The 12724-nt window shown below is 63.4% G+C and carries 8 protein-coding genes; 1 reads left to right on the top strand and 7 read right to left on the bottom strand.

The window, feature by feature from the left end:
- Nucleotides 1-11: 11 nt before the first annotated feature.
- Entirely contained in the window at nt 12-3527 is a 3516-nt protein-coding gene (gene mfd / locus BHD07_RS21690) for a transcription-repair coupling factor (protein WP_338283043.1), read from the bottom strand.
- 2 nt (nt 3528-3529) lie between these two features.
- Nucleotides 3530-3835 carry an FAD assembly factor SdhE gene (locus tag BHD07_RS21685; RefSeq protein WP_338283042.1) on the bottom strand — a complete coding sequence of 102 codons (306 nt, stop codon included), beginning with the start codon at nt 3833-3835 and terminating at the stop codon, nt 3530-3532.
- Between the two features lie 116 nt (nt 3836-3951).
- Here BHD07_RS21685 and recG point away from each other — a divergent pair, with 116 nt between their 5' ends.
- On the top strand, nt 3952-6057 hold the full coding sequence (recG, locus tag BHD07_RS21680; protein ID WP_338283041.1) for an ATP-dependent DNA helicase RecG: 2106 nt from the start codon (nt 3952-3954) through the stop codon (nt 6055-6057).
- A gap of 18 nt (nt 6058-6075) precedes the next feature.
- Here the strand turns inward: recG and BHD07_RS21675 are convergent, their stop codons facing one another.
- From BHD07_RS21675 to BHD07_RS21655, 5 genes are all read right to left on the bottom strand, one after another.
- Nucleotides 6076-6768: a DUF502 domain-containing protein gene (locus tag BHD07_RS21675; RefSeq protein ID WP_003537698.1), complete on the bottom strand. Its 693-nt coding sequence runs from the start codon at nt 6766-6768 to the stop codon at nt 6076-6078.
- A gap of 18 nt (nt 6769-6786) precedes the next feature.
- Nucleotides 6787-7284, bottom strand: coding sequence for a GNAT family N-acetyltransferase (locus BHD07_RS21670; protein ID WP_338283038.1), 498 nt, complete (start codon nt 7282-7284; stop codon nt 6787-6789).
- On the bottom strand, nt 7281-9107 hold the full coding sequence (gene glmS / locus BHD07_RS21665; RefSeq protein ID WP_338283037.1) for a glutamine--fructose-6-phosphate transaminase (isomerizing): 1827 nt from the start codon (nt 9105-9107) through the stop codon (nt 7281-7283). The genes BHD07_RS21670 and glmS overlap by 4 nt, the downstream gene beginning before the upstream one ends.
- Before the next feature lie 243 nt (nt 9108-9350).
- Entirely contained in the window at nt 9351-10721 is a 1371-nt protein-coding gene (gene glmU, locus BHD07_RS21660) for a bifunctional UDP-N-acetylglucosamine diphosphorylase/glucosamine-1-phosphate N-acetyltransferase GlmU (RefSeq protein ID WP_338283036.1), read from the bottom strand.
- Nucleotides 10722-10874: 153 nt separating this feature from the next.
- Nucleotides 10875-12521: a Na/Pi cotransporter family protein gene (locus BHD07_RS21655; RefSeq protein ID WP_338283035.1), complete on the bottom strand. Its 1647-nt coding sequence runs from the start codon at nt 12519-12521 to the stop codon at nt 10875-10877.
- Nucleotides 12522-12724: the final 203 nt, after the last annotated feature.

The raw sequence follows: 12724 nt of genomic DNA, 5'->3' as shown, positions 1-12724 counted from the left end.
CACACCTTTCCTCATCCGGCTCTCGCGAGCGCTGCAAGCTGCGTCATCACCATCGCGGCGCCGGAAAGGCGTTTCTCCGGTGTTGCGAGGTCGCGCTGGAAGAAGATGCTCTGGTCCGGGCGGATCTTGGCGATTGTTCCCTGTTTCGCGATGTAGCCCACGAGTGCCGCGGGATTGGGAAATTCCTTGTTGCGGAACTGGACCACGACGCCCTTCGGTCCGGCATCGAGCTTTTCGACATTCGCCGTGCGGCAGAGCGACTTGACGTAGACGATCTTCAGGAGGTGCTGTACCTCCGTCGGCAGCGGCCCGAAACGGTCGATCAGCTCCGCACCGAAGCCGTCGATCTCCTTGAGGTCGGTCAGCTCGCCCAGGCGCCGATAAAGGCCGAGCCGCAGATTGAGGTCCGGCACATACTCTTCCGGGATCATCACCGGGGTTCCGACCGATATCTGCGGCGACCAGCCGGTATCGTGGATCTCCTCCTCGCCCTTGAGTTCGGCAACCGCCTCCTCGAGCATCTGCTGGTAGAGCTCGAAGCCGACCTCCTTGATGTGACCCGACTGTTCCTCGCCGAGCAGGTTGCCCGCTCCGCGGATGTCGAGGTCGTGGCTGGCGAGCTGGAACCCGGCTCCGAGCGTGTCAAGCGATTGAAGGACCTTCAGGCGTCGTTCCGCCGGCCCGGTCAACGTCTTGTTGACGGGAAGCGTGAAGAGCGCGAAGGCGCGGACCTTGGAGCGCCCCACCCGACCGCGCAGCTGATAGAGCTGGGCAAGGCCGAACATATCGGCACGATGCACGATCAGGGTGTTGGCGGTCGGCACGTCGAGACCAGACTCAACGATCGTCGTCGAGAGGAGCACATCGTAGCGCCCTTCGTAGAAGGCGTTCATGATGTCTTCGAGCTCGGTCGCCGGCATTTGCCCGTGTGCCACGGCAACTTTCAGTTCCGGCACGTCGGATTTCAGGAAATCATGGATTTCCGGAAGATCGCTCACCCGCGGACAGACATAGAAGCTCTGGCCGCCGCGGTAGTGCTCGCGCATCAAAGTTTCACGGATCACCAAAGCATCGAAGGGCGAAATGAAGGTGCGCACCGCCATGCGGTCGACCGGCGGCGTCGTGATCAGCGACAGTTCGCGCACTCCGGTGAGGGCAAGCTGCAGCGTCCGCGGAATGGGCGTCGCCGAGAGCGTGAGAACGTGCACGTCGCTCTTCAGCTCTTTCAGGCGTTCCTTGTGCTTGACACCGAAATGCTGCTCCTCATCGATGATGAGCAGGCCGAGATTGGCGAATTTGATCGACGAGCCGAGCAGCGCGTGCGTGCCGACCACGATGTCCGTCTTGCCATCGGCGACCTCTTTCTTCGTGAGCGCCAGATCCTTCGCGCTGACCAGCCGCGAGGCCTGCTGAATTCGGATCGGCAAGCCCCGGAAACGATCGGAAAAGGTCTTGAAGTGCTGCCGCGCAAGCAGGGTCGTCGGCACGACCACGGCGACCTGCACGCCGTTCATCGCCGCGATGAAAGCGGCCCGCAGCGCCACCTCCGTCTTGCCGAAGCCGACATCGCCGCACACGAGACGGTCCATGGGACGGCCGCGGCCGAGATCGTCGCGGACGGCATCGATCGAGTTCAATTGGTCCTCGGTCTCGTCATAGGGGAAGCGGGCGGCGAATTCGTCGTAGACCCCGTCCTGTGCCACAAGGACCGGCGCATGGCGCGTATGTCTTTCGGCAGCAATGCGGATGAGGCCGCCGGCCATATCGAGCAGCCGCCTTTTGAGCTTGGCCTTGCGCGCCTGCCAGGCGACACCGCCGAGCTTGTCGAGGACCGCATCGGTTCCTTCCGAGCCATAGCGCGACAGAAGCTCGATGTTTTCCACCGGGAGGAAAAGCTTGGCATCGTCCGCATAAACGAGCTCGAGGCAGTCATGCGGCGCGCCGGCGGCCTCGATCGTCCTGAGGCCGACGAAGCGCCCGATGCCGTGCTCGGCGTGCACGACATAACTGCCCTCGTCGAGACCGGTCACTTCCGCGATGAAATCCGCGCCTCGCTTGCGGCGCTTGGAGCGGCGAACCAGACGGTCGCCGAGAATGTCCTGCTCGCCGATGACGACGAGGTCACCCGTCTCAAATCCCGCTTCGAGGCTTAGAACCGCGGATGCGGCCTCGCCCGGCTTCAGCGAACCGATATCCGCGAGCGCCTTGACCGGACGGATATTGGCGAGACCATGCTCGGCCAGAACCTGAAGCAGCCGGTCCAGCGAGCCTTCGGTCCAGCCGGACACGATGACCTTGGCGCCTTTTGCACGCTTCTCGGCGATATGCTTCACGGCCTGATCGAAAACGTTGGTGCGGGTGCCATCGGTATCGGCCTCGCCCGCCGGCTTGGCCCAACGCAGGCCCTGACGCGCTTCGATGTTCACGACCTGGCGCGCTTCGCCCTCGTGTTCGGTGAAGGGCGAAAGGCGGATCGCATTGCGATCATTCAGGGCATCGCCGAAGCCTTTCGCAGTGAGATAGAGCATGTCCGGCGGCACGGGCTTGTAGGGCGTGCTCTGGGTGACCTGAGACTTGCCCGGCGACGCCGAAGCGAGGCGGGCGTCGTAATAGTCGAGAACGAGCTTCGAGCGCTCTGCCGCGGCCTCGCGCGCCAGGTGGTCGGTGACGATGCGAAAGCCGTCGAGATAGTCGAAGACCGTTTCGAGCCGATCGTAGAAAAGCGGCAGCCAATGCTCCATGCCGGCATAGCGCCGTCCCTCCGACACGGCCTGATAAAGCGCGTCGTCGCGCGTCGCCGCCCCGAAGAGAGAAAGATACTGCTTTCGGAAGTGGCTGATCGTCTCGGGCGTCAGGGACACCTCGCTCATCGGATTGAGGTCGAGGGACCGGACCTGCCCGATCGTGCGCTGGCTTGCGGGGTCGAAGGACCGGATCGCCTCGAGCGTGTCGCCGAAGAAGTCGAGGCGCAAAGGCTCGCCGCTGCCGGGTACATAGACATCCAGGATGCCTCCCCGTACGGCGAATTCGCCCATCTCGCGCACGGTCGGGACCCGCTCGAAGCCGTTTCGCTCGAGCCGGGCGGCAAGGTCGTCCATGCGGATCTGGTTGCCGGGCCGTGCCGTGAAGGCGAGACTTTCGATCACATCCTGCGGTGAGATCCTCTGCAGCGCTGCATTGATGGTGACGAGCACGATCGCCGGATGCGGTTTCCTGCGGTGGGCGATCAACGCGCTCAGCGCGGCGAGCCGGCGCGCCGAGGTGTCGGCGCTCGGCGAGACGCGGTCGTAAGGCAGACAGTCCCAACCGGGCAGCGTCAGGACCGGTATGTCTGGAGCAACGAAACCGAGCACCTGTTCGAGGTCGGCGACCTTCTGGCCATCGGAGAGGATATAGGCGACGGGTGCCCCGGCCCGGGCAAGTTCGGCGAGCACGAGCGCCTCGGCGCCCGTGGGAACCGGGCCGATCGTAATTTCCCGCGTCGCCGCAAGTATCTTCCTAGGGTCGAGGCCAGGTATCATCGTCATGTCTACTTCGTTTCGTGGCGAACCGGGGCGAAATCCGGGCGATAGGCAGCGATCCGGAAGAAGAGTTCGGTCGCATAACGCTCGGGCAGCGGTTTTTCTCCGGTGATCCAGCGGACGAGGTCGTTGTCCTCCTCCCCCATGATTGCTTCGAGTTCGTCGAGCTCCGCTTCGGACAAGGTGGCGAGCTCCGCCTCGGCGAACTGGCCGAGGATCAGGTCCATCTCGCGGATGCCGCGGTGCCACGCGCGGAAAAGAATCCTGCGCCGACGCGGGTCGAGATCGGCGCTCGTGCGCGAAATGCCGGTCATGGGATGTCCTTCCTGCCTCCGCCGCTCCGGCGGATCGAGATCATGGGCTCTATAAACGCTGGAAAGCGGGTTGTCAGCCTTGCCAAAGGCGGAATTATCGTCGCAATTTCATTGCTATGCGCCCTGCCCTGCTCGATCCGCTGTTTTCGCCCCTCGACACCTTGCCCGGCATCGGCCCGAAGACCGGCGAACTTTACGCGCGCCTGCTCGGGCGCGAGACGGTCGAAGACTGCCGCGTGGTCGATCTTGTCTTCCATATCCCTCATTCGCTGATCGATCGTCGCCGCCAACCCGGAATCGCCTATGCCCCCGATGGGTCGATCGTCACCATCACCGGACGTGTCGACCGGCACCAACCGGCTCCCGGCGGCAGATCGAACGCGCCCTATCGCGTCTTTCTCCACGACAAGACCGGCGAACTGGCGCTCACCTTCTTTCGCGTCAGGGGGAACTGGCTCGAGAAGGCCCTGCCCATCGATGAGACGGTGATCGTCAGCGGCAAGGTGGACTGGTTCAACGGGCGGGCTTCCATGGTCCACCCGGACTACATGGTCCGTGCGGCCGAATCGGAGAACATGCCGCTCGTCGAGCCTGTCTACGGGCTGACGGCGGGCCTGACCTCGCGGCCCCTTCGTAAGTCGATCGAGGCGGCAGTGGCACGCGTCCCGGACCTGCCGGAATGGCTGGATGAGGCACTTCTGCGCCAACAGGGCTTCAAGAGCGCCAAAGAAAGCTTCCAGCGCCTGCATGAACCGCGGGACGAAACCGATGTCGACGCACAGGCGCCCGCGCGCCGCCGGATCGCCTATGATGAGTTCCTGGCGGGGCAGCTTTCGCTCTCGCTGGTTCGCCAGCGATTGCGCAAAGTCGCCGGTACACCGATTCATCCGACCGGCCGGTTGAGCGGTCCGGTAATCGCCGCCCTGCCTTTCTCCTTGACGAAAAGCCAGTCGGCGGCCGTCGACGAGATCCTTGCCGACATGTCCGGAGCCGACCGCATGCTGCGGCTGCTGCAGGGAGACGTCGGCTCCGGCAAGACGGCCGTGGCCTTGATGGCGATGCTGGCGGCGGTGGAATCCGGCGGCCAGGCCGTGCTGATGGCGCCGACGGAAATTCTCGCGCGGCAGCACCACGCCACGCTTTCGCGGATGGCCGCGCCGGCGGGCATCACGATCGATATCCTCACCGGCAGGACGAAGGGCAAGGAACGGGACGCGATACTGGAACGCATTGCCTCCGGCGACACGCAGATGGTCATCGGCACACACGCACTCTTCCAGGACGCCGTGATCTATCGCCGGCTCGTCCTCGCCGTGGTCGACGAGCAGCATCGTTTCGGCGTGCATCAGAGGCTGCGGCTGACGGCCAAGGGGATATCTCCGCACATGCTCGTCATGACCGCGACGCCCATTCCGAGAACACTCGTGCTCGCCGCCTTCGGCGACATGGATGTATCCAAGCTCACCGAGAAGCCGGCAGGGCGCAAGCCGATCCAGACCGTCACGATACCGAACGAACGTACGGAGGAGATCGTGGAAAGGCTCGACGCAGCGCTCCGGCAGGGCAAGAAGGCCTATTGGATCTGCCCGCTCGTCGAGGAGTCCGAGGAGACCGACGCCATGTCCGCCGATGAGCGCTACCAGCGCCTTGCTCGACGGTTCGGCAAGGATGTCGGCCTGGTGCACGGGCGCATGGCAGGGCCGGACAAGGACGCCGTGATGCTCGCCTTCAAGAACGGTGAAATCCGTTTGCTCGTGGCCACGACGGTCGTCGAGGTGGGCGTGGACGTGCCGGATGCCACTATCATGGTCATCGAGCACGCCGAACGCTTCGGCCTTGCGCAGCTGCACCAGTTACGCGGCCGCGTAGGGCGCGGCGACGAAGCCTCGACCTGCATCCTTTTGTACAAGAGCCCGCTCAGCGAAGCAGGGCGCGCGCGTCTTTCGGTCCTGCGTGAAAGCGAAGACGGCTTCCTGATCGCCGAGGAGGACCTGAAGCTGCGCGGTGAAGGCGAGCTTCTCGGCACGCGGCAGTCCGGCACGCCGGGTTTCCTCATCGCAAGCCTCGAGTCGCATGCCGACCTCCTGGAGATGGCGCGCAAGGATGCCGCCTATGTCATAGACAGGGATCCGGAACTGACGTCGGAACGCGGTCAGGCGCTCAGGACGCTGCTCTATCTCTTCCGGCGCGACGAGGCGATCCGGTTCCTGCGGGCCGGTTGATCATCAACTCCCGGAACCTCATACGCTCTCCTGCTGTTTGATCGCACGCGGGGGCGCATTGGCCAGCGGGTTGTAATCCGGCGCGACGAGGCCTCCGGAGATCAGCAGCTTCGCAGCATCCTCGGCGCTCATCTGCAGAGGAATGATCTTGTCGCGCGGCACGAAGAGCAGGAAGCCAGCGGTGGGGATCGGCGTCGGAGGCAGGAAGACCGTCACCATGTCCATGCCGCGCTCGTCGAACCTGGCGGCGATCTCGCCCTTCACATCGGTGGCGATGAAGACCAGCGACCACAGCCCGGGGCTTGGATATTCGATCAGCCCCGCCCTCTTGAACGAGGACGACTGGTCCTGCAGCACGGTCTGGAAGATCTGCTTCAGCGACTTGTAGATGGAGCGGACGAGCGGCGTCCGGTTGAGGAGCGACTCACCGAAGTTGATGATCGAACGTCCGACGAGGTTTGCGGTCAGGAAACCGACCAGGGTGATGACTACTACGGCGACGAGCAGCCCGAAACCCGGGATCGCGATCGGCAGATAATTATCGGGGTTATAAAAACTCGGCAGATACGGTTTCACCCATCCGTCGGCCCACTCGATAAAGGAGCGGACCAGCCACACCGTGATCGCCAGCGGCGCGCAGATGATAAGCCCGGTGAGAAAGTAGTTGCGCAGCCGGGCCGCGATGATGCCGCTTTTGGAACTTTCCGTCATGCCGTTGCCATCGATCCGTCAGTCCGCTCCGAAGGCGGGATGATAAGTGACGGTGCCGGAAACCAGCCCTCCCGACAAGGGTAAAGCCATGAAATATTGCGGCGCACAACCCGGAAAAACAAGAGCAGGCTCGTTGCGGAACCCGAATCTCTCATAGAAGGCCGGATTGCCCGCGAGGACGCAGCCTGAAGCCCCGGCTTTGCGCAGCATGTCGAGCCCGCGCCGCACAAGTGCGCTCCCCGTGCCGCGTCCTTGCCGATCCGGTCGCACCGACACGGGGCCGAGCCCGTACCAGCCGACCGCGAACGGGGTGATCGTGACAGGCGAAAATGCGATGTGACCGATCACCTCGCCCGCTTCCTCGGCAACGAGGGAAAGCGTCATCGCGTCCTCGGCGCGCAGTCGGTCGATGATCCGGGCCTCCGTCTGGTCGCTATAGGGCTGCCCGGCGAAAGCCGCCTCGGTAATCTGCCGGATCGTCTCGGCATCGCCCGCGGTTTCCGGTCGGATGATCATTCGACCGTCACCGATTTGGCGAGGTTGCGCGGCTGGTCCACGTCGGTCCCCATGAAGACGGCCGTATGGTAGGCGAGTAGCTGGACCGGCAATGAGAAGATCATCGGCGCGATGATCTCGTCGACTTCCGGCAGCACGATCGTGTGCATCGTATCGAGCTTCGACGCGGCCGCACCTTTCTCATCGGTTATCAGGATGATGCGGCCGCCGCGCGCGGCCACCTCCTGCATGTTCGATACCGTCTTGTCGTAAAAGCGGTCATGCGGCGCGATGACGATGACGGGCATGTTTTCGTCGATCAAGGCGATCGGTCCGTGCTTCAGCTCGCCCGCGGCGTAACCTTCGGCGTGGATATACGAAATCTCCTTGAGCTTCAGCGCCCCTTCCATTGCCAGCGGGAAGCTGGTGCCGCGGCCGAGATAGAGCACGTCGTGGCATTTGGACAGTTCGCGCGACAGACTCTCGATCTTCGGCTGGATGCTGTTCAGCACCTGCCCCATGATGCGCGGCATTTCGGCAAGGCTCTTTACGAGCGCCTGCTCCTCTTCGTCGCTGATCGTCCCGCGGGCCTTGCCCGCGCCGACGGCGAGTGCGGCCAGAACCGCAAGCTGGCAGGTGAAGGCCTTGGTCGAGGCGACGCCGATCTCAGGGCCCGCAAGGATCGGAAAGACGGCGTCGGATTCCCGCGCGATGCTCGACTCGCGGGCATTGACGACCGCGCCGATCTTGAGGCCGTGCTGCTTGCAATATCTCAGGGACGCCAGAGTGTCGGCGGTCTCGCCTGACTGCGAGATGAAAAGAGCCGCCGACTGCGGCGACAGCGGTATCTCGCGGTAGCGGAATTCGGATGCGACGTCGATTTCGACTGGCAGGCGGGCATAGCGCTCGAACCAGTATTTGCCGATCAGGCCGGCGAGATAAGCGGTGCCGCAGGCAGAGATCGCCAGGCTCGGGATCTTGCCGAAATCGATGGCGTCGGAAATCGGAACGACACGATTCTCTATGAAATTGACATAGTGCCCGAGAGCATGGGCGATGACCTCCGGCTGCTCATAGATCTCCTTCTCCATGAAATGGCGATGGTTGCCCTTGTCCACCAGAAAGGCAGCAGCCGTCGAAATCTGGCGCGGACGCTCGACGACATTGCCGTCGAAATCGAAGATATGGACGCCGGTCTTGCCGATGACGGCCCAGTCACCATCGATGAGATAGGTGATTTCATTGGTGAAGGGCGCAAGCGCGATCGCGTCCGAACCCAGGAACATCTCGCCGTTGCCGTGGCCGATCGCCAGCGGCGGTCCGTTGCGCGCCGCCATGATGGTCGACCGATCGTCTTCGAAAAGGACGGCCAGTGCGTAGGCGCCCTTGACGCGCTTCAGCATGGCATGCATCGCCTCGCGCCGCCCAAGGCCGTCCCGGCGAAACTTTGCCAGAAGATGCGCGACGACCTCGGTGTCCGTCTCCGTTTGGAATTCGGCGCCCGCTGCCGCAAGCTCGTCCTTGAGCTCGGCGAAATTCTCGATGATGCCGTTGTGAACCACGGCGACGCCTTCGGTGAAATGCGGGTGGGCGTTGCGTTCCGTGGGTGCTCCATGGGTTGCCCAGCGCGTGTGGGCGATGCCGATGGTGCCGGCCAGAGGCTCCTCTCTCAACCTGCTCTCGAGGTTGACCAGCTTGCCCTCGGCCCGCCGGCGCTGCAGCTTTCCCCCGTCGATCGTCGCGACGCCGGCCGAATCATAGCCGCGATACTCCAGGCGCTTCAATGCTTCGACCAGCCGCTCCGATACCGGCTGATTCCCGACGATGCCAACAATCCCGCACATATCCCTCTCCGCGTCTCTTCACGCCCTGCGGCGCATCAGCTCAAAAGTAACGACCACTGCATGTTTCCTCGAGTCGTACCGGCTCAAGGACAGGAATATGCAGCAGCTCTAAAATGCCGTAGCGACCATTGCGCGTCTGACAAACGCGCGGCGCCGCAGGTTCCCCTTGAAAGCCTTGGTAGCGAAATTGCGTCGCGACGCAATCCGTTTTGATTTCACTTTCAGTTTCAATATTTAATGCGTCTACTCCGCGGCCTTTGCCCGCTTCCTGGCTGCCTTTTCCGCCTCGTAGCGCTCGCGCAATACGGGCGCCCTGCCGGGCTTGATGTCCTGGCGCGCACGGCCGAAAGCGACCGCATCCGCCGGCACGTCTTCCGTGATCACGCTTCCGGACGCCACGAGCGCCCCGTCGCCGATCGAAACCGGAGCGACGAGCGACGAATTGGAGCCTATGAAGGCGTTCGCGCCGATGCGGGTGACATGCTTGTTCACGCCATCGTAATTGCAGGTAATCGTTCCGGCGCCGATATTGGATCCGGCGCCGACGAAGGCGTCGCCGATATAGGTGAGGTGATTGACCTTGGCTCCGGCACCGATCTCCGCGTTCTTCACCTCGCAGAAATTGCCGACCTTCGACTTCGCTCCGAGGTCGGCACCCGGGCGCAGGCGCGCGAAAGGTCCGACCGTAGCGCCGGCACGGACGTGAGCGCCTTCCAGATGGGAGAAGGCGTGGATGACCGCACCGCTTTCCACGCGCACGCCGGGCCCGAAGACGACGTTCGGCTCGAGGAGAACGTCCTGGGCAAGCGTGGTGTCCCATGAGAGGAAGACGGTCTCGGGTGCGATCATCGACACGCCCGCCAGCATCAGTTCGTGACGACGGCGCTGCTGCCAGAGGCGCTCGATATAGGCAAGCTCGGCGCGGGTGTTGCAGCCGGTGAGTTCTTCTTCGGGCGCTTCGACAGCGATTGCACGGCCACCGAGGGACCGCACGATCTCGACGAGATCGGTCAGGTAGTATTCGCCTTTCGCATTGGCGTTGCCGATCCGGTCCAGGAGATCGAGGGCCTTGCGGCCGTCGATCGCCATCAGCCCGCCATTGCAATAGGTGATGCGGCGCTCCTCGTCGGAGGCGTCCCGGTGTTCTCGGATGGCGACCAGCGCTCCATCCTTCACGATGAGACGCCCGTATCCGGTCGGGTCCGCCGCCTGGAAGCCAATCACCACGACGTCATCTCCGGCCGCAAGCCCGTCGCGGGCAGCCTTCAAGGGTGCGGCGGTGATAAGCGGCGTGTCTCCGAATACAACGAGAACGTCGTCATAGCCTCTCGCGATCGCATCACGGGCAGCAAGCACGGCATGGGCGGTCCCAAGTCGCTCTTTCTGAAGAAAGGACGTGACGGCCACTTCGCCGGTAGCCGCCGCTGCAGATACGGCATCCGCATCGCGCCCGACGACCAGCGCCACATCGGAGATCGATGCACTCGCCAGGGCGTCGACGACGTGGGCGATCATCGGTCGCCCGGCAACCGGATGCAGCACCTTCGACATGGCCGATTTCATCCGCGTGCTCTCGCCAGCCGCCAGGATGATCGCCAGGCAAGTCCGTTCCATACTCTGATCTCCTTGATACCCTCTCGGGACATTTTTCCGACGCGGCGTCTCGCGCCTGCCCGCGCGCTTTTTGCGCGTTCCTATCAGCAACATATTGCGAGAACCATAATTCGCACAATCACGTCGCGTTAATCCGGTTCAAACCGTATGATATCAGCCCGGCGGCCGCAGGCGGCTTTCGGTGAGCAGGCCGCTCTCCTCCAGAATGGGATAGGCGACGGAGGCGATGTGCGCGTTGATGCGCTTCAGGTCCCGCAGCATGTCGAGGTGCAGCGAACTGGTTTGCAGGCTTTCCAGAAGGCCATCACGCAACCGCTCCAGATGGCGCTCTGCGGAGCGTTTCTCCATATGCCGCACGTCGACCTTGACCTCGATGAGATGACGCGCCAGGTCGGCATTGCGGGTGACGAAGATGGTCTGCGCGATGCGCAGATTGTCGATGGTGAGGTTGAAAAGGCCCTTCAGCTCCTGATAGCCATCCTCCGAGAACCGCAAGCCGCCCCTCACCTTCTTGGCGATCTGTTCACAGAGACCCTTTTCGATGATGTCGCCCATGTGCTCGAGATTGATGGCATAGTCGATGATCACGATCGAACGGCGCCCGTCCTCCTCGTTCAAGCCATCGCGGCCAAGCCGGGACAGAAAGATTTTCACTTCCTGCTGCAGGAGGTCGACCTGCCGCTCGATATTCTCGATATCGCCCAATTCGTTGACATCATTCTTGCTGAACGCCTCGGAGGCCCGCATCAGCATGACCTCGATCAGGTCGCCCACCCTCAGGACCTCTCGCGTAGCGCCGGAAAGAGCCATCACCGGCGTATCGAGCGCCGCCTCATCGAGGTAGCGCGGCCCGGTTTCGGCCGCTTCGTCGTCGGGGAAGAACCGGTTCATGGTGCGGGCGAGCAACCCCGCGAAGGGCCAGGCAACCATCGCCAGCACCAGATTGAACAGCAGGTGAACGTCGACGGGCAGGTTCTGCCGCGGCAACGGCAGGCTCTGCAGGAAGTCGGCGCTGGCGCCAACCGCCGGAAGGGCGATGAGACAGCCGATGCCGCGCACCACGAGGTTGCCCAGCGTGACCCGGCGGGCGGCCGGCGGCGAGCCGAGCGTGGTGATGACCGGCGGGATCGCGCCACCGAGATTGGCACCGAGCACCAGAGCGACCGTCAATAGGGGAGAAAGTACGCCGGCGGATGAAAGCGACAGCACCAGCATGACGACGGCGAGGCTGGACGATGACGCAAACGCAAGACCGGCCGCAATGATCATCGCCACGGGCAAGGCGTTGTCGAGCATGCCGAGAAACGCTCCCAAAGCCTGGGATTGGCGCATCGGCTCGGTCGCCGTGCCGAGCAGTTCGAGCGACAGAAGCATCAGACCGATGCCCACGAGCGCGTAGCCGGCGCCCTGGCGCGCGCTCGACCGGCTCATGCGGTGGGTGGCCACGCCTGCGAGGATGAGCAGCGGCGAAAGCCATCCGATGCCGAGTGCGACGATCCAAGCCGTCATCGCGGTGCCGACATTGGCCCCCAGCAGCACGATCTGCGCCATCTGCGAACGGATGAGCCCCTTCTCGACGAAAGAGGCCGTCATGAGTGCCGTGGCCGTCGAACTCTGGAGCCCGAGCGTTGCGACGAGCCCCGTCGCAAAAGCCCGGAAGGGACCGTTCGTTCCGCGCGCAAGACCTGCGCGCAGGCGCGCCCCGAAGGCTCGCGTCACCCCGTCCTTGACCAGCGACAGGCCGAAGAGCAGCAGCGCAACTGCACCAAAGAGATTGACCATCACGATCGTGGACTGCATGGAGGTGATTTCCCGTAATGGCCGACGGATCGAAAGTCCCGGTCGAGTATCGAAAAACGATTCCCAGCAGTTTGCCACAGTGGGGCGCGCTTCCAACGCCTAATTTGCAGCTCGCTTTAAGTTGCCGGCTAACAAATTCCGACATTGCCTTCGTCGTTAGCGCCTTTTGCAGCCTTTGCTCTTGAATGCCCCGGCAGCCCTGA

Origin of the sequence: Sinorhizobium sp. KGO-5 (assembly GCF_036245905.1) — a bacterium.
GTDB classification, from domain to species: domain Bacteria; phylum Pseudomonadota; class Alphaproteobacteria; order Rhizobiales; family Rhizobiaceae; genus Sinorhizobium; species Sinorhizobium meliloti_A.
This window is presented reverse-complemented; position numbering and strand designations above follow the sequence as displayed.

What these genes read in the sequence shown, in the direction of transcription:
- mfd (WP_338283043.1), bottom strand. Translation starts at nt 3,527, where the DNA reads ATGACGATGATACCTGGCCTCGACCCTAGGAAGATACTTGCGGCGACG.
- BHD07_RS21685 (WP_338283042.1), bottom strand. Translation starts at nt 3,835, where the DNA reads ATGACCGGCATTTCGCGCACGAGCGCCGATCTCGACCCGCGTCGGCGC.
- recG (WP_338283041.1), top strand. Translation starts at nt 3,952, where the DNA reads ATGCGCCCTGCCCTGCTCGATCCGCTGTTTTCGCCCCTCGACACCTTG.
- BHD07_RS21675 (WP_003537698.1), bottom strand. Translation starts at nt 6,768, where the DNA reads ATGACGGAAAGTTCCAAAAGCGGCATCATCGCGGCCCGGCTGCGCAAC.
- BHD07_RS21670 (WP_338283038.1), bottom strand. Translation starts at nt 7,284, where the DNA reads ATGATCATCCGACCGGAAACCGCGGGCGATGCCGAGACGATCCGGCAG.
- glmS (WP_338283037.1), bottom strand. Translation starts at nt 9,107, where the DNA reads ATGTGCGGGATTGTTGGCATCGTCGGGAATCAGCCGGTATCGGAGCGG.
- glmU (WP_338283036.1), bottom strand. Translation starts at nt 10,721, where the DNA reads ATGGAACGGACTTGCCTGGCGATCATCCTGGCGGCTGGCGAGAGCACG.
- BHD07_RS21655 (WP_338283035.1), bottom strand. Translation starts at nt 12,521, where the DNA reads ATGCAGTCCACGATCGTGATGGTCAATCTCTTTGGTGCAGTTGCGCTG.